At 62.4% G+C, this 21,031-nt stretch carries 14 protein-coding genes; 4 read left to right on the plus strand and 10 right to left on the minus strand.

Annotated features, from left to right (window positions below; all coding sequences use genetic code 11):
* The first annotated feature begins 59 nt into the window (after positions 1-59).
* A complete protein-coding gene (locus tag A4A58_RS23420; protein WP_068736638.1) occupies positions 60-2,207 on the plus strand; it encodes a carbamoyltransferase C-terminal domain-containing protein in 2,148 nt (715 codons plus the stop codon).
* On the opposite strand, the gene A4A58_RS23425 is transcribed toward A4A58_RS23420, so the two are convergent.
* Both A4A58_RS23425 and A4A58_RS23430 read right to left on the minus strand, forming a co-directional pair.
* The gene (locus A4A58_RS23425) at positions 2,204-3,184 is read right to left on the minus strand and encodes a tripartite tricarboxylate transporter substrate binding protein (protein ID WP_068736642.1); all 981 of its coding nucleotides are present in this window, start codon (positions 3,182-3,184) and stop codon (positions 2,204-2,206) included. The genes A4A58_RS23420 and A4A58_RS23425 overlap by 4 nt on opposite strands.
* A gap of 196 nt (positions 3,185-3,380) precedes the next feature.
* On the minus strand, positions 3,381-4,250 hold the full coding sequence (locus A4A58_RS23430) for a fumarylacetoacetate hydrolase family protein (protein ID WP_068736644.1): 870 nt from the start codon (positions 4,248-4,250) through the stop codon (positions 3,381-3,383).
* A gap of 228 nt (positions 4,251-4,478) precedes the next feature.
* Between A4A58_RS23430 and A4A58_RS23435 the strand changes: the two genes are divergently transcribed.
* Complete coding sequence (locus A4A58_RS23435; RefSeq protein WP_068736649.1) at positions 4,479-5,108, plus strand: helix-turn-helix domain-containing protein; 630 nt, start codon at positions 4,479-4,481, stop codon at positions 5,106-5,108.
* 107 nt (positions 5,109-5,215) lie between these two features.
* On the opposite strand, the gene A4A58_RS31695 is transcribed toward A4A58_RS23435, so the two are convergent.
* The 5 genes from A4A58_RS31695 to A4A58_RS23460 form a co-directional block, all read right to left on the minus strand.
* A complete protein-coding gene (locus A4A58_RS31695; protein WP_068736651.1) occupies positions 5,216-5,599 on the minus strand; it encodes a hypothetical protein in 384 nt (127 codons plus the stop codon).
* Between the two features lie 173 nt (positions 5,600-5,772).
* A complete protein-coding gene (locus tag A4A58_RS23445) occupies positions 5,773-6,651 on the minus strand; it encodes an NAD(P)-dependent oxidoreductase (protein WP_068736652.1) in 879 nt (292 codons plus the stop codon).
* A gap of 3 nt (positions 6,652-6,654) precedes the next feature.
* Positions 6,655-7,786 (minus strand): peptide chain release factor 2 gene (gene prfB / locus A4A58_RS23450; RefSeq protein ID WP_139069924.1). Its coding sequence is split into 2 segments (ribosomal slippage): positions 6,655-7,716 and positions 7,718-7,786, totalling 1,131 coding nucleotides; the frame shifts between segments, so codons are not numbered across the junction.
* A 108-nt stretch (positions 7,787-7,894) separates the two neighbouring features.
* Complete coding sequence (locus tag A4A58_RS23455) at positions 7,895-10,387, minus strand: penicillin-binding protein 1A (protein ID WP_068736654.1); 2,493 nt, start codon at positions 10,385-10,387, stop codon at positions 7,895-7,897.
* A gap of 247 nt (positions 10,388-10,634) precedes the next feature.
* A complete protein-coding gene (locus A4A58_RS23460) occupies positions 10,635-11,933 on the minus strand; it encodes an N-acetylmuramoyl-L-alanine amidase (RefSeq protein WP_086937134.1) in 1,299 nt (432 codons plus the stop codon).
* A gap of 699 nt (positions 11,934-12,632) precedes the next feature.
* Between A4A58_RS23460 and A4A58_RS23465 the strand changes: the two genes are divergently transcribed.
* Complete coding sequence (locus tag A4A58_RS23465) at positions 12,633-15,833, plus strand: Rne/Rng family ribonuclease (protein ID WP_068736656.1); 3,201 nt, start codon at positions 12,633-12,635, stop codon at positions 15,831-15,833.
* A gap of 286 nt (positions 15,834-16,119) precedes the next feature.
* Here A4A58_RS23465 and A4A58_RS23470 read toward each other — a convergent pair whose 3' ends face one another.
* The 3 genes from A4A58_RS23470 to A4A58_RS23480 form a co-directional block, all read right to left on the minus strand.
* Complete coding sequence (locus A4A58_RS23470) at positions 16,120-17,460, minus strand: dicarboxylate/amino acid:cation symporter (protein ID WP_068736658.1); 1,341 nt, start codon at positions 17,458-17,460, stop codon at positions 16,120-16,122.
* A 118-nt stretch (positions 17,461-17,578) separates the two neighbouring features.
* Positions 17,579-18,190 carry a biotin transporter BioY gene (locus A4A58_RS23475; RefSeq protein WP_433993653.1) on the minus strand — a complete coding sequence of 204 codons (612 nt, stop codon included), beginning with the start codon at positions 18,188-18,190 and terminating at the stop codon, positions 17,579-17,581.
* A gap of 11 nt (positions 18,191-18,201) precedes the next feature.
* Positions 18,202-19,404, minus strand: a complete 1,203-nt coding sequence (locus tag A4A58_RS23480; protein WP_068736661.1) for a pyridoxal phosphate-dependent aminotransferase — start codon at positions 19,402-19,404, stop codon at positions 18,202-18,204.
* Between the two features lie 114 nt (positions 19,405-19,518).
* Here A4A58_RS23480 and A4A58_RS23485 point away from each other — a divergent pair, with 114 nt between their 5' ends.
* Entirely contained in the window at positions 19,519-20,931 is a 1,413-nt protein-coding gene (locus tag A4A58_RS23485; RefSeq protein ID WP_433993652.1) for a M48 family metalloprotease, read from the plus strand.
* The last annotated feature ends 100 nt before the right edge of the window (positions 20,932-21,031 follow it).

The raw sequence follows: 21,031 nt of genomic DNA on the forward strand, positions 1-21,031 counted from the left end.
CATTGTTGCCCTGCCCTGACTGTGGTTGAAGCGGGTCTCCGTCAATCCGAGGCAGCCCGTTGAAATCCCCCCGACGCATCGGTCCCCGTTTCCCCCGTCTCGGCCGGTTCTGTTTCCGCGCCACACGACGGGTCGCGACCTGGGCGATGACGCTGGCAAGTTTTCACGCCAACGACTCCCATTTCACGGTCCGTCGCATCGCAGAGATCCGCGCCAAGCTTGCGCGCGGTGAGACAGTCTTGCTTGCCGGCCTCGGACTGCCCGGGACGCACAATTCGGGCGTGGCGCTGGTCGAAGTCACGCAGGCTCAGGGCCCGCGCCTCATCATCAACAACGAAGAAGAGCGCTTCTCGGGCGACAAGCACACCACGCAATATCCGCGCGCCGCGCTCGATGCGATGCGCGTCACGCTGCAGGCGATGGGCCGTGACGTCGCTGATATCGATGCATGGCTGACAACCTGGGACTACCCTGATCTGCTGGGCACGCTGGTGCGAAGCATCGCCGAAGAACTTCCCGACGGATTGAAGCTGCTGCGCACCAGGAACTCCGTCAGCTTCGACGCACGACGCCTCGAGCAGATGACGCGGACCCCGAAACTGCTCCGCAAGCAATTCGGCCTGCCTGCGCGTGTCCCGCTGCTGATGATGCCGCACCACGACAACCACGCCTGGTTCTCATTTGCAGCGTCGCCCTTCCCCGATGACGAACCGGTCGCGATCGCCGTGCTGGATGGTACAGGCGATCAGGGCTCGATCTCGCTCTATGTCGCTGAGCACAGGGAGATGCAGCGGCTGTATTGCAATAACAGCGTGTTCGACTCCCTCGGTGCGTTCTACAGCGTCATCTCGTCGACACAGGGCGGCTGGACCTGGCTCTCCAGCGAGGGCCGCTATATGGGCGCGGCCGCCTGGGGCGACATGGATCGCGCCAGCAATTCGTATTACGCACGCTTGCGCGAGGTGCTGCATTTCGGTGCAAATGGCGAGATCCAACTCAACCGCGCCATGGGCAACTGGTACTGCGACCCGTTCGAGGCGCCTTATAAGTCCGCATTGATCAAGATTCTCGGCGAGCCGCTCAAACCAGATCAGCTCTGGAATCCGGACGCCGTGCTGCGCGTCGAAGATATTCAGCATCGACCGGATACGCAGGATCGCCTCGATAAGGCCGCGGCCACGCAACTCGTCTTCGAGGACGCGATGAAGCACGTCGTCGATCATCTGCTGCGCACCACCGGCGCGCATCGGCTGGTGCTCACCGGTGGCGTGGCACTGAACGCGCTCGGCAATATGCGACTGCTGCAGCATTTCGATGAGGCGTGGTTCACACAGGCTCAGGGGTGTGCAAAGCGACTGCATCTGTGGATTCCACCAACGCCTGGCGATCCCGGCGTGACCATCGGCGCAACCTGGATGTTCGCGCATCTCATCGGCGCGCCACGCGGCGCCGCGATGACGCACGCGTTCTATTGCGGCGATGCGCCGACGCAGGGCGACATCACCGCGGCACTGCAGGCTGATGACATCAAGACACAGACGATCGGCAATATCTCAACGCCTGAGGGCTGCGATGCAATTGCCGACCTGATGGCCTTCATGGTCACGCAGAACGGCATCATCGCGCTTTATCAGGGCGCGGCAGAAACCGGTCCACGCGCGCTCGGTCATCGCTCGATCCTCGCCAACCCCTGCGACGCCGGCACGCGCGAACGGCTCAATGAACGCGTGAAATATCGCGAGGCGATCCGCCCGTTGGCGCCGATGGCGACGCTTGACGCGGCGCACGAGTATTTCGATTTGCTGGAGGGCGCGTCCGACGCGGACTACAATGCCTATAACTACATGGTGCTGACGGCACAATCGAAGCCGCATGCACGAGAGAGAATTCCGGCCGTTATCCATGCCGATGGCACCGGCCGTATCCAGATTGTCCGCGCCGAGGACGATCCGCTAACCTATGCCTATCTCAAGGCGCTCGGTCGCCATATCGGCGTCGAGTTGTCGGTGAATACCTCATTCAACGTCGCCGGCCCGATCGCACAGACGCCGCAGCAGGCCGTCGAGACCTTGCGCCGTTCGGCGGGTCTCGACGTGGTGCTGATGGTTGCAATAGACGGTCAGGTAACCGCCGCCTGGCATGGCGGCACCCCCGACAGCGGCCGCTTCACGGCGTGGCTATCGGAGTGGACGCGCAGCCGCAGTTAGACCTTGCCGATCTTTCTTGCGACGGCAACCAGACGCGCACTGTCCTTGGCCACGAACGCCGCGAACTCTTCCGAGTCCTGATAGGCGGGCATGTTACCGGCAGCCTCGAACGTCTTCGTGACTTCCGGATCGCTCATCGCCTGCTTCATCGTCTCACGCAACTTGGTCACGACCGGTGCGGGCATTCCCTTCGGCGCGAACAGGCCTGCCCAGATGTAGAACTCGACATCGGGATAGCCCAGTTCCTTGAACGTCGGCAGATTCGGGAAGGCAGCGAGGCGTTCTCCGCCGAAGTTCGCGAGAACACGCAGTGTCCCGGCATCGACATGCTGCTTGAGCGTGCCCGGCGCCGAGGCCAGCGCCTGGATTTGGCCGCCCAGGAGATCGCTGATCGCAGGGGTCGCACCACGATACGGCACATGAAGCAGCTTGATGCCTGCCGCAATCGCGAACATCTCCATCGAGACGTGCAACGTACCGAACGGGCCCGACGATCCGTATGATATCGCTCCGGGACGCGCCTTGGCGTCGGCGACGAATTCCTCAATCGACTTCCAGGGCGCGCTGGCCGGCACCGCGAACAGGGTCGGATCCGCGAGCACGCGCGCGACCGGCTGCAGTTGGTCGACCTCATAGGCAACTGGCCTATCGTAGATGCGATCCGACTCGGGCAGCACCGCAAGCGAAGACAGCGTCATCAGCAGCGTATGCCCGTCAGGCTGGGCGCGGGCAACGGTCGCGTTGCCGAGCGAGCCGCCAGCGCCGCTGCGGTTGTCGATGATGATCGGCTTGCCGAGGACCTTCTGCATATAGCTCGCGACCGGACGCGCGGCGATATCGGCCTGCCCGCCGGCCGGAAATGGCACGACCATAGTGATGTTGCGGCTTGGCCAAGCTTCCTGCGCGCGTACACCCTGACCGGTCAAAGCGAGCGTCGACAGGCCCCCGAGGCCTGCAATGAAGTCACGACGTTTCATACTTGTCTCCCGTTTTGTTTTTGAGCAACGCATTGGTTTCAGTCGCATCCAGGGGACGACGCGCCATCTCGGGAGACAGCGCCTGCGCGCCTTGGAGCTCTTTCAAAGCTCTAAGTTGTTGAAGTTCGCAGAATTGAGCGTGGGGCAGATGATGCCCCGCGCCTCTTCATCAAAACCGCAACCTATGTAGGCTTAATCAGCCGACCGGGTTTTCGAGTTTGCCGATGCCGCTGACCTCGATCGTAACCACGTCGCCCTTCTTCAGGAAGCGCGGCGGCGTGAAGCCGAGGCCGACGCCAGCCGGCGTTCCGGTCGCGATCAGATCGCCCGGCTCCAGCGTGATCCCTGCCGAGAGCGTCTCGATCAGCGTCGGAATGTCGAAGATGAGATCGGTCACCGACGCATCCTGGCGCCTTTCGCCGTTGACGGATGTCGTCAGTCGCATTTTCGTCGGGTCAGGCATCTCGTCAGCGGTCAGGATCGCCGGACCCATCGGGCAGAAACCGTCGATGCCCTTGCCGATGAACCACTGGCGATGCTTGTGCTGCAGCGTGCGTGCCGTAACGTCATTGATGATAGTGTAACCGAACACATGCGCCAGCGCGTCCTGCTTCTTGATGCCGCGGCCGCCAAGCCCGATGACGACCGTCAGCTCGCCTTCGTAGTCGGTGCTGTCGGTCGGATCGAGATAGTTCGGGATCGACTTGCCGGAACCAATCACCGTGCTCGACGGCTTCGTGAAGATGACTGGCGCTTCCGGCACGACTTCCTTTGCCGAAGAGTCGAAACCGCTACCCGCGAATTCCTTCGCGTGCTCATGGTAGTTCTTGCCAACACAAAACACGTTGCGTGCCGGACGCGGGATTGGCGCAAGAAGCTCGACGCTGGCGATAGGAAGGGGAGCGCCCGCTGAAGCGGTAAGCGTACCCTTCAGGCTATCGAAATTGGCAATTAGCGCAATCATATCGGGGGCAACGTCGCGCGGCAGCGGCGAGACCTGAGTGAGCGCCTGATCTGCAATGCCGACCGTGGCCCGGCCCTCATGCAGGAAAGTAACAAGGTGCATTCTTCCTCCTGATATGTCTGCTTGTCCGGCGAACGGATCGCCGGCATCTTCTAAAGATACATCTATCTTCGATAGAAGATTTTGGCAAGCTGATCATCCCAGCTATTTATTCTTTAGAAGATGCGCGCGGTCATCTGCCGCAGCAGGATGTGACATGGCGAGCAACGGCGCCTAAGATGGAATCACCAGCGGATTACATCCGCGAATGACATTGGAGCAGCACCCGATATGGCGAAACCGGCGACGCGGAGGGTCGTTCGTGAAGACCCCGTCAGTCGCGCATTCGGCGATCGGGTTCGCATATTGCGTGAACAGGCCAACCTGACCCTGGAGCAGTTCTCCAAGCAGTCCGGTGTCAGTCGGGCGATGCTGTCGAAAGTCGAGCGCGGCGAGAAGAGCCCGACGATCGGGGTCGCGCGACGTATCGCGCTGGCTCTGGAGACATCGTTCTCGACGCTGATGGGCGACGACGACGCGCCGCGCCGCGCCTTCGCTGTGGTGCGCAAGGATCAACGCCAGATCTTTCGCGATTCAAAGACGGGCTTCGAGCGCTTCCTGCTGTCGCCCGTCATGGCCGGCATGGCAGTCGAAGTCGTCCTGCATCACCTGCCCCCGAAAACCTCGACCGGCAAATTGCCCGCCTACCCGCAGGGCACATCCAAACACGTCCTTGCCACGCACGGACGGGTCACCGTGAGAACCAAGGATACCGAGACGGTTCTGGATGAGGGTGACTCGCTGTATTTCGAAGTCGACGTCGAGCACTGGTTCGAGAACAAGACTGCGCGCCGGTGTGAATACTATCTCGTGATTTCGGTGCCTCCTAGTTACGGACGACGCAGCGACGGCAAGGCCTAGCACGCGTCCGCAAGTTTGAAGGCCCTCGCTCACCTGCGAGCGAGGGATCGGTTTGCTAACAGCCGATTTCAATCTGCCACACAATTACTTCTTCAGGCAGAGACCAACTACTTCTTCAGGCAGAGACCAACGGTTGGTGTCGTGGTGCACTTGGTGCCATCCGGTGCGCCGCCACTCGGGCAGACAACGGACACCAGCGTCTCCGTCGCCTCGCAGCTAATCGCGCCATCTGCCTGCACCGCACGGAAGCTGACCGGTGCCGCATCGCCCTTGTCACCCTTGGCGCCGGGCGTGCCCTGCGGACCTTGCGGTCCCTGTGCACCCGCCTGTCCCTGCGCGCCGGGAATGCCCTGAACGCCTTGCGCACCCTGCGGACCGGCCGGCCCCTGCGCGCCGGTCTCACCCTTCGGACCTGCCGGTCCGGGATCGCGACCGCAGCCGCCCAGCATCAATGCAACGCCAACAGCAAGAATTGGAATGATCTTGTTCATGCCCCACACCCCGTTGAATTCGTGACACCGCGATATGCGGCGTCGGGATAAGCCAGCGCCGGATATTGAGTTCCGGCATGGGGATGATATCGGGTGGCAAGAAGAACGGAAGCGGCCGCGCAGCGACGCGACTGTTTCAAGACGCCGCAGACTTTGGCGGGCGGTTAGCTTGCTCAGCCGTCTCTCGGTTGCGAGAGGAGCTCGATCATTTTGGCTTCGTCATCGTCGGGCGCGAAAGCCTTTGCCTTTTCATAGGCTTCAACAGCCGCCGCGCCGACCAGCGGCCTGGCCTGCAAAAGCTGCTCCGCCAATCTCACAGCATAAGCCGCATCCTTATGGCGCAGTGCAGCGGTGAAGGATGCACCTGAATAATCGCGCGCCACCATCCGCGGCGCATGTCGCAGCACCTGTGGGCTTGCCGCGACGCCGCTCGCGATGGACTCCAGAACCAGCTTCATGTCCAGCCCGGCATGTTCTGCGATGGCCAGACCTTCGGCGAGCCCAGCGATATGGATTGCGCCCATCAGGTTGTTGATCAGCTTGTAAACCGTACCCGATCCGACGGGGCCGAAATGCCGGATCGTCGATCCGATCGGCGCCAGGAACGGCCGGGCCTTGTCGAGGTCCGCAGTATCCGCGCCGACCAGCAGCGTGAGTTTGCCGCTCGCAGCCGCATCCGGCAGACCGGTGACCGGACTATCGATATAGATCAGGCCGCGATCCTGCAGCACTTTCGCAAGATCGAGCGCATGCTGGTGCGACACCGTCGAACATTCGATCGCCAGTGCGCCCTGCTTCGCAGCCCGCCCGGCGCCATCGGTGCCCAGCCACACAGTCTGTGAAGCCTCGTCATCGGCGACCATCGTGACGATGGCATCGGCGCCTTCGGCTGCATCCGCCGGCGAAGCTGCCCAGCGTGCGCCACGTGCGATCAGATCTTCTGCTTTCGTCCTGCTGCGATTCCAGACGGCAACGCTGAAACCAGCTTCGAGATAGCGGCCGGCCATGCCGTGCCCCATGCGTCCCAAACCGATGAACGCAATATGGGGCATGGCTCAGTCCACGTCGTCGATTGCGCCTGGCGACGTGCCGAAGGCGCGCTGCGCCAGCGTCGCCGCCATGAACTCATCAAGATCGCCGTCGAGCACGCCTGAGGTATCCGACGTCTGCACGCCGGTGCGCAGGTCCTTCACCATCTGATAGGGCTGCAGCACGTAGGAACGGATCTGGTGACCCCAGCCGATATCGGTCTTGGCAGCCTGATCGGCAGCAGCCTTCTCTTCGCGCTTCTTCAGCTCGATCTCGTAAAGACGCGCACGCAGCATGTCCCAAGCCTGGGCCTTGTTCTTGTGCTGCGAACGGCCGGCCTGACAGACCACGGCCACGCCGCTCGGAATATGCGTCAGACGGACGGCCGACTCCGTCTTGTTGACGTGCTGACCGCCGGCGCCACCCGAGCGCATCGTATCGACGCGCACATCGGACTCGTTGATGTCGATCTTGATGCTGTCGTCCACGACCGGGAAGATCGCAACGCTCGAAAACGAGGTGTGACGACGGGCGTTTGAGTCGTAAGGCGAGATACGCACCAGACGATGCACGCCGCCTTCAGTCTTCAGCCAGCCATAGGCATTGTGGCCGGAGATCTGGATCGTCGCCGATTTGATGCCGGCTTCTTCACCCTGCGTCTCTTCGAGATACTCGATCTTGAAACCGTGTTTTTCAGCCCAGCGCGTATACATGCGCAGCAGCATCGAGGCCCAGTCCTGGCTCTCGGTGCCGCCAGCGCCGGCATGGACTTCCAGATAGGTATCGAAGCGATCGGCCTCGCCAGAGAGCAGCGCCTCCAGCTCGCGGCGCGCGACTTCCTTCTTGAGCGCTTTGAGCGCATTCTCGGCTTCCGTCACCACGCCCTGATCACCCTCGGCCTCGCCGAGTTCGATCATCTCGATATTGTCGTCGAGTTCGCGCGTGACTTTGCCGATGCCCTGAAGCGAATCCTCAAGCGAGGTGCGCTCCTGCATCAGGCGCTGGGCCTTTTGGGGGTCGTTCCAGAGATTGGGGTCTTCGGCGAGAGCGTTCAACTCTGCAAGTCGTGCCGTGGATGCATCGACGTCAAAGATGCCTCCTCAGCAGCCCGACTGACTGCTTGATCTCTTCTACGAGGCGTTCGATTTCAGCGCGCATGGAAACTCTGATCTGGCGGCATCAGCCGCAATACGAATGGTGATCGGGATGTAGCGGCGTGCGCGGCAAAGCGCAATCCGCAAGGATCTGCTGTAGGTCAGATGAGCCTCAATACAGGCCGCCCGTTCCCGGTCGCATGAAACTGCGGTCGGTTTCCGGCGACACCGAGAGCGAACGACCATCCGCATCGGCGACACCGATCACAGAGTAGTTGTCCGGCGGCGCGGTGCCCGGTTTGAAGGCCTCAAGGATGGTGCGGCCGCCATCGCCCGGTCCGGCGCGCATGCCCGACTTGGCGTCGACGCGGATCAGCTTGATGCCGGCAGGCACGCGGAAGGGCACGGCCGGCTTGTCGGCGAGCGCAAGCTTCATGAAGTCCTTCGCAATCGGCGCAGCCAGCGCACCGCCGGTGGCCTTGTTGCCGAGGTTCCGGGGCTTGTCGTAACCGACATAGATACCGACCACGACGTCCGGCGAGAAACCGATGAACCAGGCATCCTTCTCGTCATTGGTCGTGCCGGTCTTGCCGGCGATTGGCTTGCCGACTTCGCGGAGCACGGTCGCGGTGCCGCCCTGCACGACGCCTTCCATCATCGAGGTGATCTGGTAGGCGGTCATGGCGTCGAGCACCTGCTCGCGGCGATCGACCAGCTGCGGCTCGGCCTGGTTCTTCCAACCCTCCGGCGCGTCGCAGCCGCGGCATTCGCGCTGGTCGTGCTTGAAAATCGTATGCCCGTAGCGGTCCTGAATACGGTCGATCAGCGTCGACTTCACGCGGCGGCCGCCATTGGCGAACATCGAGTAGGCCGTCACCATCCGCATGACGGTCGTTTCACCGGCGCCGAGCGCATAGGAGAGATAGTTCGGCAATTCATCATAGACGCCGAATCGCTTGGCATATTCGCCGATCAGCGGCATGCCGACGTCCTGCGCCAGTCGCACTGTCACGGTGTTCAGCGAGCGCATCAACGCATTGCGCAGCGTCACCGGGCCATAATACTTGCCGGTCGAATAGTTTTCCGGACGCCACACCCCGGCGCCCTGCCCCTGATCGATCTCGATCGGCGCGTCGACCACGACGGTGGACGGCGTGTAGCCATTGTCCATCGCTGCCGAATAGACCAGCGGCTTGAAGGATGAGCCGGGCTGACGATAGGCCTGCGTGGCGCGGTTGAACTGGCTCTGGTCGAACGAGAAGCCGCCGACCATGGCGAGCACACGTCCGGTCAAGGGATCCATCGCAACCATGGCGCCGGACACTTCCGGATACTGCCGCAGCCGGAACTGGCCTTCGACAACCGAGCCGTCCTTGTTTGTGAGCGGATCGACATAGATCACGTCGCCCGCGGCCAAAACCTGCGACACGGCCGTCGGTGTTTTGCCCTTTGTCGGGCCGGCGGCGGGTTTGGCCCAGCGCACGCCGTCCAGCGTGAGGATGCCGGTCTGGCGATCCTTCAGCACGGCGCCGCCGAGTTCACGGCCCGGCTGGAAGCCGATCCGCGCCGACTGATCGCTGACATCCAGCACGACGGCGAGCTTCCACGGAGCGATGTCGGACAGCGCCTTCACTTCGGCAAGTTTCACGCCCCAGTCGCCGGAGATATCGATCTTGTTGGTCGCACCGCGCCAGCCACGGATCTCATCGAAATTGATCAGACCATTGGTCATGGTCTTGCGGGCCATCACCTGCAGCTTGGGATCCAGTGTCGTGCGGACCGACAGGCCGCCCTCATAGAGCTTCTTTTCGCCGTAGCGTTCCAGGATGTCGCGGCGCACTTCCTCCGCAAAATACTCGCCGGCAAAGATGTGACCCGAACTGTTGCGGCCGGTGACGCTCAGCGTCTCCTTGCGCGCCTTGTCAGCATCGGCCTGCTTGATCCAGCCGTTCTCCAGCAGACGATCAACCACATAGTTGCGGCGCTCGATCGCGCGGTCGCGGTTCTTGATCGGATGCAGCGATGACGGCGCCTTCGGCAGAGCTGCCAGATAGGCCGCTTCCGACACGGTCAGTTCATTCACCGACTTGTCGAAATAGACCAGCGACGCAGCGGCGATGCCATAGGCACCGAGGCCGAGATAGATTTCGTTGAGATACAATTCGAGGATCTTGTCCTTCGAATAGGTGCGCTCGATGCGCATCGCCAGTAAGGCTTCCTTGATCTTGCGGGTGAAGGAGACCTCGTTGGTCAGAAGGAAGTTCTTCGCAACCTGCTGCGTGATCGTCGACGCGCCCTGCGGCCGGCGGTTGGAGCCAAGGTTCTGCGCGTAAAGCACCATCGCGCGCGCCATGCCCGAATAATCGAGGCCACCATGCTCGTAGAAACTCTTGTCTTCGGCCGCGAGGAACGCGTTGATCACCAGCTTCGGCACGGCCTGAATCGGCAGATAGAGCCGGCGCTCCTTGGAGTATTCGCCAAGCAACGCACCGTCCGCCGCGTGGACGCGCGTCATGACCGGCGGCTCATAATCCTGAAGCTGCGAATAGTCTGGTAAGTCCTTGGAATAATGCCAGATCAGCCCGGCTGCGGCGGCGACGCCCACCAGGAACACCACGGTTCCTGCAGCGAACAAGAAACCCAGAAACCGCACCAGCAGACGCATTATCGACGATCCGTTTCAATCGCTGTGCCGCAATATAGCATACGGCGGCCCCCATGGGCGCGAAGTCAGCAACAAGTCCCGCGGCAAAAATCAGCTAAGGAGACAACCCAAAATGGCCGTCAGTCTTGACCGATTCTGACAGCCGCACGGAAATTTTTATAGAGCCCCGGCTGTGGCCAAACTAGGGCTTTCATACTGAAGGCCAGGGCTTTCGTACTGAAAGATTTGTCATTTTCAGTTCCGGTCGTCAGTTTCCCGGGCCGGCAGAGACCATCCGCTTGGAGAAGAACCCGTCGATCGCCTTGGCGACCGCCCCGACAGTCTTGGAGCGCCAGTTCTCGGACATCAGTTGCTGGAGATCGTCCTTGTTGGACACGTAACCCAGTTCGATCAGCACCGAGGGGACGTCCGGGGCCTTGAGGACGCGGAAACCTGCCGATTTCAGGGGATGCTTGTGCATCCGCGCCGTGGTCTTCATCTCGCCCACCACCAGCCGGGCAAAGCGATTCGAGAAGGTCCGGGTTTCGCGCTGCGCCAAGTCGATCAGGATGTCGGCGACGTCGGTTGGTTCTTCCGTCAGATTGACGCCGGCAATGGCGTCCGCCTTGTTTTCCGAGTCTGCCAGCCGCTCCGCCTCCGCGTCGGAGGCCTTGTCGGACAGTGTGTAAACAGTAGCGCCCTGCGCATCCCCCTCGCCGCGCGGCAATGCGTCGGCATGGATGGAGACGAACAAAGCGGCCGACTGGTTGCGCGCCACCTTCACCCGTTCATCCAGGGGGATGAACGTATCGTCGGCGCGGGTCATCACGATCCGGTATTTGCCGAGCTTCTCCAGACGATCGCGCAAGGCCAGACCGAAACCCAGCACGATGCCCTTCTCGCTCTCGCCGCCGGCCTGGGTGCCGTTATCGATCCCGCCATGACCGGGATCAATCACCACTACGGGACGGGTATCCGGAGCCGCGTCCGGCGCGGCGCTGGCAACCACCTTGGTAGCCACAGGAGATGCCGCAGCAGCCGTTCCGACGGTCGGTCGCAGATCCGGGCGATTCTCGACCGCCAGCGCCTGCACGAATGTGGTGCGATCGACCGATTCGAGTTCGATCACCATCCGCGCCGGCTGCCCGTTGGCGGGATCGAGCGCGTAGGAATTCTTGATCTTGGCCGGTCCGGTCAGGTCAAACACCATGCGCGACCCGCCCGGCATCACCAGACCGTAGCGGAACGCCTTGATCAGGCCGCGGGAGACCGTCCCGGCGCCGGGATCGAGATGGAAATTGACCTGGGGAAGATCGATGACCACCCGATATGGGTCAGCCAGCGCAAAGGCACGCAGCGGGATCTTCCTGTCGAGATCGAGAATGAAACGGGTCTGCTTCTCGTCGCCGGCGATCCGCACGTCTGAGGCGATCGGGAACACACCCTCGACTTCCGCGCGTGGCGCCTCGCCGGCGGCCCGGGTAGAGTTCGGGCACCAAAACAGCCCAAAACCGGCGCTGAAGAGCACCGTGGCCAGCCTGACGATGTGGTTTGCGCGGCTCGTCAACGAATCCACTGCCTCCGAAGCAGCCCCTCATTAACCCAATAGGATTGCAGGGTTAACCGCAGCTTAAGTCTGCGGTATCGAATAAGCCTGAGTGTTGCAGCCTTGTGACGCTTCCCTTGCATGCGACCCCCATTCCTCGTATGTACGAAGAGCTGACGGTTTAACTCCCGGTTGTGTCGCGTTCAGCCTCCCGGTGCAGCGCTCTTTCCCCCGACTATCTCTCGGTGGATTCAGCGTTTTCCGGCTTCCCCTCTACAACCAGCGCAGCGCGCGGTTGCCCAGAGTGGCGGTCCTAGCCCAGGCGGTGTCCGGTCCCAGGTCCTTTCTTGCTCCCGGGGCGGCTTTAGACACTTCATAACCGATTATTCCGGCCTTACGGGCGGAGTATGCGACAGCCGGTGACCGCGTTCTGCGGCACGCCGGACGTCAGCAAAAGGCGGCGCCTTTGCCGCCAAGATGTTCAGACGGGCCGACGCTTGATGCGCCAGACTGTGATGCCGACCGAGACCCAGGTGGGAACTATGCCGATGCGAGGCTCAAGCCTCGCGCGTCGCCCCGCACTGACCTCGCGATCGGCACGGCGTTCAGGGCTGTGTATCGGCCTTCCCCTCACCCCCGAATCAGGTGGACCGTTGCGTCACCCGGCCGCGCGATACGCGCTTGCCGCCACGCACGCCGTCCGCCTCCATGAGCTTCCAAATGCCAAACAAAATGTTGATCGATGCGACCCACCCGGAAGAGACCCGGGTGGTCGTGGTTCGCGGCAATCGCGTCGAAGAGTTTGATTTCGAGACTGCGCAGCGCAAGCAGCTTCGCGGCAATATCTACCTCGCCAAGGTCACGCGCGTCGAACCGTCGTTGCAGGCCGCCTTCATCGAATACGGTGGCAACCGCCACGGCTTTCTCGCTTTCAGCGAAATCCATCCGGACTATTACCAGATCCCGGTCGCCGACCGTCAGGCGCTGATCGAGGCGGATGAACGCGCCCATCGCGAAGCTGAGGAAGAGACCGAAAACCGCTCCAACCGTAAGCGCTCACGTCATCGTAACTCCCGTCGCCGCGACCGTGGCGAGCGGATACAGAGCGATGTCGTCGATGCGACAGCGATCGATCCGTCGCAGGCCGAACAGCCGCGCGATCCGGCCTTCGAGGGCCACAGCTATCCTCATGATCATGCCCATGATGACGGACATCACGCCACCGATCACGACCATCATGACCATGACGGTCATGAGCATACCCATCCGCATGAACATGCCGAAGGCGATCACGCGCACGATCATGACGACCAGGCCCCCGCGCCGGTCGCGTCCGAGAGCGTCGCTGCTGAAGCCGCAGCTCCCGAGATCGTCGCGTCTGAGGTCGTTGCATCCGAGCCCGTAGCCGAACAGCCGGTTTCGGCAGGCTTCTCGCCTGCTCCGGTCGAAGCCGTGGCGGAAACGCCGGCGCCAGTCGCCGCCGAAGCGCACGATCATCATGCCCATAATGATCACGCCCACGACGATCATTCGCACGACGAACAGATTCAGGCCGCTCACGCCGAAGAAAACGCGGCGCATGCCGAGGACGTTCACCACGAAGAGCGTGCCGAGGGTGAGCACACCGCTGCCGCTGACAGCGACGAACACGACGACGAGGAAGACGAAGAAGACGGTGAGGAAGAAGCCGAAGAGGATCAGGTCGAATCCGTTGGCGGTGACGACGTTCTCGAGGAAGTGCCCGAGCGCGCCTTCCGTCCGCGTCGCCAGTACAAGATCCAGGAAGTCATCAAGCGTCGCCAGGTCATGCTGGTGCAGGTCGTCAAGGAAGAGCGCGGCAACAAGGGCGCTGCACTGACCACCTATCTGTCGCTAGCCGGCCGTTACGCCGTGTTGATGCCGAACACCGCCCGTGGTGGCGGCATCTCGCGCAAGATCACCTCGGCACAGGATCGTTCGCGTCTCAAGGAAGTGGTGTCGGACCTCGACGTGCCGGAAGGCATGGGGATCATCCTGCGCACCGCCGGTGCCTCGCGCACCAAGCCGGAAATCAAACGCGACTTCGAATACCTGATCCGGATGTGGGAAACCGTCCGCGACATGACGCTGAAGTCGCAGGCCCCGACCCTCGTCTATGAGGAAGGCTCACTGATCAAGCGCTCGCTGCGCGACCTCTACAACAAGGAAATCGAAGAAATCCAGGTTGCGGGCGAAGCCGGCTATCAGGAAGCGCGCGACTTCATGCACATGCTGATGCCGAGCAATGTCCGCGCGGTGAAGCAGTATCGCGACGGCCAGCCGCTGTTCTCGCGCATGGGCGTCGAGAGCCAGCTGGACGCGATGTTCTCGCCGACCGTGCAGCTCCGCTCGGGTGGCTACATCGTCATCAACCAGACCGAAGCGCTGGTCTCGATCGACGTGAACTCGGGCCGTTCGACCCGCGAACACCACATCGAAGACACCGCGCTGAAGACCAATCTCGAAGCCGCCGAAGAAGTCGCGCGTCAGCTCCGCCTGCGCGATCTCGCCGGCCTGATCGTGATCGACTTCATCGACATGGACGAGAAGCGCAACAACCGCGCTGTCGAACGCAAGATGAGCGACTGCCTGCGACAGGATCGCGCCCGCATCCAGGTCGGCCGCATCTCGCATTTCGGCCTGCTCGAAATGTCGCGCCAGCGCATCCGCGCCAGCGTGCTGGAAAGCTCGACGGATATCTGCCCGCATTGCGGCGGCAGCGGCCACGTCCGCTCGGTCTCGTCAGTAGCCCTGCAGTTGCTGCGCGGCCTCGAAGAGATCCTGATGAAGGGCGCCACGCATAACCTCATCGTGCGCACTCGCACCGATGTCGCGCTCTATGTGCTCAATCACAAGCGTGGCCATCTGCGCGATCTCGAAAACAGCTTCAAGGTGACGCTCGCCGTCATCGCCGATCCGAATGTCAGCGGTCAGCAGTCCTTCGTGATCGATCGCGGCGAACAGGTCCACACACTGGAAGCCGCCAAGGCACTTCTCGCGGCTCAGGTCGCAGCCTTCCCGCCGCCGCTGGAAGAAGAACCCTTCGACGACGAAGATCTGTTCGAGACGGAAGCCGAGATCGAAACCGAGGAGACCGAAGGTCTCACCGACGACGAGACCTCGGGTGAAAGCGCCACCGGCGATGCAGACAGCGATGGGCGCAAGCGCAAGCGCCGTCGGCGCCGTCGTGGTCGCTCTGGTGAGGCACGCGAAGGCGGCGCCCCCGGTCGCGAGGGCGGCGAGTTCCAGAACGTCGCTGAAGGCGCGGTTGAAGGTAACGTCGAAACCGTTGGCGACGACAGGGAAGGCGAAGACGACGAGGGTGACGATCAGCCCCGTGAAGCCCGTGCCGACCAGCCGGCCGATGGCGAGCGACGTCCGCGTCGCCGTGGTCGTCGTGGCGGTCGTCGTCGGCGTGGTGGTAACGACGAAGGTCTGGCCGGATCGATTTCCGATGAACTCGGACCGACGCAGAGCTCGGAAGCCAGCGATGCTGTGGCCGATCTCGAAGGTCAGGACACGCGCCACGACGCAGAGCCGCGCCAATACGCAGTTCCGGACACCGTGACGTCTTATGCAGCGCCGCAGCCAGAGGCCGAACAGAGCCGTCACGACGCCGTACCGATGTTCGCGCCACCAGTCCCTGAGCCCGCACCAGTCGCTCCTGCACCCGTGCAGGAAGCAGCGCCTCAGGACGACGACAAGGCCGCAGCCCGTCGCCGTTCGACGGTGCGCGAGAAGGTCAACTTCGGTTCGACGCCTTCGGAGCCGCAGCCCGTAGCTACACCTGTGGTCGCTACGCCGGAGCCGACACCTGCTCCTGTGGCCGCGCCTGCGGCGCCAGCAGCCGAGGCCCAGCCCCGCAAGGCTGGCTGGTGGTCACGCGTCCTCGGCAACGACTAAGCGCTTTTAACGCAACAACGAAAAAGCCGCCCGGCAAAACCGGGCGGCTTTTTTGTGTTCTCTGCGCTGTCATTCCGGGGCGGGCGCTGCGTTCGCTGCGCGCGCCCCTCACCCATTCCAATTGGAATGGCGGGGAAATCCCGACATGTTCAAAACACTTCGGGATTCCGGGTCTGTATTCCAGCCGGCTTCGTCGTCTTACATACATCCCGGAATGACGGAGCAGACAGCAAAAAGCCGCCCGATTGCCCGGGCGGCTTTTGTATCTGTCGTTTGCGATCCTCGATCAGCCCGTCGTGATCGCCGTTTCTACATCCGACGGATCGATCGTCTTGTTCAGGTTAGCGTGCATGGTCTCGTGATCGAGCTCGCCTTCCCACCACGACACGAACACCGCCGCGATGCCGTTGCCGGTGATGTTGGTCAGCGCGCGAACCTCGCTCATGAACTTGTCGATCGAAAACACGATCGCCATACCGGGCACCAGACGCGGATCGACCACCGACAGCGTCGCCGCCAGCGTAATGAAGCCGGCGCCGGTGACGCCCGAAGCGCCCTTCGAGGTCAGCATCGCCACGATGAGGATCGTGATCTGCTGGCCGAACGACAGATCGACACCGAGCGCCTGAGCAATGAACAAGGTCGCCAGGGTCATGTAGATGTTGGTGCCATCGAGGTTGAACGAATAACCGGTCGGCACCACGAGGCCGACGACGGACTTCGAGCAGCCCAGGCGCTGCAGCTTTTCCATCAACTGCGGCAGCGCGCTTTCCGACGAAGAGGTGCCGAGCACGATCAAAAGCTCATCCTTGATGTAAGCGATGAACTTGAAGATGTTGAAGCCGACGATGCGCGCGATGAAGCCGAGTACGATGATGATGAACAGCGCCGCAGTCGCATAGAACAGCACGATCAGGCTCAGCAGGTTGGTGAGCGCCGCCGGGCCGAACTTGCCGATGGTGTAGGCCATTGCGCCGAATGCACCGACCGGGGCTGCCTTCATGACGATGGCAATCACGCCGAACACGGCATGCGATGTCTCATCAATCATGTCGCGCAGCCTGTGGCCACGCTCGCCCAGCGCCATCAGTGCGAAACCGAACAGGATCGCGAACAACAGCACCTGCAGGATGTCGCCCTTGGCAAAAGCGCCGACGACGCTGTCGGGGATGATGTTGAGCACGAAATCGACCGACTTCGTTGCTTCGGCCTGCTTGACGTAGTTAGCGACTGCGCCCGCGCTGCCTTCGGTCTTGGTCACCAGACCATGGCCGACCTGGAACAGGTTGCCCATCACAAGGCCAAGGATCAGCGCGAAGGTCGAGACGACCTCGAAATAGACCAGCGCCTTGATGCCGACACGGCCAACCTTCTTGGCGTCCTGGATATGGGCAATGCCAGACACCACGGTACAGAAGATGATCGGCGCGATTACCATCTTGATCAGCTTGATGAAGCCGTCACCGAGCGCCTTGATCCATTCATTGGTGGCGAACTGAGGCTCCAGCCACCCAACCAGCACACCGATCACGATAGCGATCAGCACCTGGATATAGAGTACCTTGTACCAAAGCTTTTTGACCGGAGCAGCCGCTCCCGGACCCGCCGTTGCCGTTACCGCAGACATTCCGCTTCAACTCCCTGAGCATTTTTACTGCCGCGGTCATTAGTCACATGGACGGCCTCTTGCAAGCCGCCACGCGGAATTACTTGGGCGACTAACGAACAAATATCGCGCCACGCGTTCAGCGATACCGGCGATCAACCATGCCGCGCAGGACGGGTACCAGGATCGCGCCCAATGTGTTCTTCACCAGCGCGCCCGCCAGGAACGGCATCACGCCGACCAACCAGGCTTTCTCGGCGCCGAGCTTCATGCCGTAAGCCAGCCACGCAAAGCCCATGGCCATGATCACGATGTGGCCGATGGCCATGGCAACGAACAGACGGACCATCGAGCGATCCCATCCACGTTCGCTGAACCAGCCGGTAATGAACGCGGCAACGACGAAGCCGGACAGGAAGCCGGCCGTCGCTCCTGTGAGCGGTTTGAGACCGCCAACGGGCCCGGCGAACACCGGCAATCCCAACGCACCGACGGCGAGATAGGCGATGATCGTCACCACGCCGAGGCGCCAGCCATAGACGGCGCCGATCATCAGAACGACCAGCGTCTGCAGGGTCATCGGCACATGGGGCAGCGGCAGATTGACCTTCGCCGAAACTGCCAATAGCGCGACGCCAAACGCCGCCAACACCACGGCGCGTCGCACGACAGCAAAGCCTTTGCGGCGGGTCGGCCACCACACGTTGGCGATGGGGACATGACGCGCGTCCGCGGTGGCTGCATCCGACAAGATGGGCTCGCTCACTTCGGACCACCCTGCCCGAGCCATTTGCTGATCCGCGCGACCGCCTCATGCATGTCCTCGGTCGAGCTCGCATAGGAGAAGCGAATATAGGACTTGCCGTGGATCGGATCGAAGTCGCTGCCGGGCGTGGCGGCGACATGTGCCTGTTCCAGCATCTGCTTGGCGAAATCGAAGCTGTCCGACGTGAATTTCGACACGTCTGCATAGAGATAGAAGGCGCCATCCGCCGGCAGGAAGTCCGTGAGGCCGGCCTGCGGCAATCCTGCGGTCAGGATGCGGCGGTTCTCCTGATAGCCATGCTTGATGTCTTCCATCTGCGCACGGCCGTCGAACGCAGCTTCAGCCGCGATCTGCGACAGCGTCGGCACCGAGATCGACAGGTTCTGCTGCAGCCGCTCCATCGACCGCACCAGCGGCTTCGGCACGACCATCCAGCCAACGCGCCAGCCGGTCATGCAGAAGTATTTCGAGAACGAGTTGATGACGAGCGCATTCGGCGACAACTCGGCTGCGGTCACTGCCGGGAATGAATAATCGAGGCCGTGATAGATCTCGTCGGAGATGAAGCGAATGCCCGCATCATCGGCCGCGTGGATCAGGCTGGTCAGAGCTTCGCGCGACATCATGGTGCCGGTGGGATTGGCCGGGCTCGCGACGAGCACGCCTTTCAGCGGTTTTTCGCGATGCGCGGCGAGCAGATCCTCGGCGGTCATGGCGTGGCGCTTGTCGGCATGGGTTTCGATCAGCACCGGCTCGCAGCCGAGCGCAGTCAGAATATGCCGATAGGGTGGATAGCCGGGCACGGTGACGGCGACGCGGTCGCCAGGCTCGAACAGGGCCAGGAACGACAGGATGAACGCGCCGGAGGAGCCCGTGGTCACCACGATCTGTCCCGGATCGACCGCGCAGCCATAGGCGTCGCGATAATGCCTGGAGATCCGCGCACGCAGCGATGGGGTGCCAAGCGCGGCGGTATATTCAATCCGCCCGTGCGCCAGTGCGGCCTGCGCAGCCTCAATGGCCACCTTGGGCGCGGGCGCTGCCGGCTGCCCGACTTCCATATGGATCACATGCCCGCCAGCGGCCTCGATCCGCGCCGCGGCGGCCATCACATCCATCACCATGAACGGGGGAACGTCGCTGCGTCCGGACGCCGCAAGAAGGCCGTGTGCCCGAGTTTTGAGGATCGTATCTGGCATGGAAATCTGCTATCTGCGCGGCGTTATGCACGTTACGACATGGGAGCAACGCCGCGCTCCCGCCGCAATATTTGACTTGTTAGGGCTTATATCGAATCCGAACCTCGGCCAATGATGAAAGACTTGCAGCTGCAGCCTAAAAGGGCTGTATCTCGATTGTTCTCGAAGCTGACCACGCTGCTGACCGCGGCGGCGTTGACGCTGACACCAATGGCGGCCCATGCGCAGCAAGGCGACGCTCCGCGCCTGCTGCGCGACGCCGAGATCGAACAATTGCTGCGCGATTACACCCGGCCGATCCTGCGCGCCGCCGGGATGGAAAAGCAGAACATCCAGATCGTCATCATTAATAATGCCAGCTTCAACGCCTTTGTCGCCGACGGCCGCCGCATCTTCGTCAATCACGGCGCGCTGATGCAGTCGCAGACACCGAACCAGCTGATCGGCGTGCTCGCCCACGAGACCGGCCATCTCGCCGGCGGCCATCTGTCGAAGCTGCGCGAGCGGATGGCTCAGGCGCAGACCCAGATGATCGTGGCGATGCTGCTCGGCGTCGGCGCCATGGCCGCTGGCGCGCGCGGCGGCAACACCAATGGCGCCGCCGGCAATATCGGCGCGGCGGCGGTCGCCGCTCCGCAGGCTATGCTCATGAACACCATGCTGTCCTATCAGCGCCAGCAGGAGGAGAACGCCGACCGCGCTGGCGTCAAATTCCTCAACCAGACCGGCCAGTCCTCCAAGGGCATGTACGAGACCTTCCAGCGCTTCGGCACCGACAGCCTGTTCGCGGCGCGCGGCGCCGACCCCTATATGATGTCGCATCCGATGCCGCGGGAGCGCGTCGCCGCCCTCGAGGAGCTCGCGAAGTCGAGCCCCTATTGGGACAAGAAAGATGATCCGGCGCTGATGTTGCGCCACGAGTTGATGCGCGCGAAGACCGCCGGCTTCATGGAACAGCGCGACACGGTGCTGCGGCGCTATCCGCCGTCCGACACCAGCCTGCCCGCGCAATATGCCCGCGCCATTGCCACCTATCGCCATGGCGATCTGCGCGTGGCTGTCGAGCAGATCGATGCGCTGATCAAGGCGCAGCCGAACAATCCGTATTTCTACGAGCTGCGCGGCCAGGCGCTGCTGGAAGGCGGCAAACCCAATGAGGCAATCGCGCCGCTGCGCCGCGCGGTGCAGCTCTCCAACAACGCGCCGCTGATCGAGATGATGCTCGGCCAGGCGCTCGTCGCCTCCGACAACAAGGCCTATACCGACGAGGCGATCCGTATCCTGCGCACTGCGGTGGCGCGCGAGAACGAAGCGCCCGTCGGCTATATGCAGCTCGCAATGGCCTATGGCCGCAAGGGCGACTATGCGGAAGCCGATCTCGCTTCGGCCCAGGCGGCCTTCCTGCGCGGTGACAACAAGACCGCCCGCGATCTGGCGTCACGTGCGAAGGCACGCTTCGCGGTGGGCACGCCCGGCTGGGTGAAGGCGGATGATATCATTGCCGCGAAAATGCCGGGGAAGAACTAGCGCGGCTCCCGCTGCAATGTTCTGCAACAAACGGCCTCCAATCCGTAATCTTTCGCAATGTAGCTGACAATTTGTCTCCGTACGCAGTGTCCCTGACTTT

Origin of the sequence: Tardiphaga robiniae, assembly GCF_001618955.1 — a bacterium.
Taxonomy (GTDB): Bacteria; Pseudomonadota; Alphaproteobacteria; order Rhizobiales; family Xanthobacteraceae; genus Tardiphaga; species Tardiphaga robiniae_A.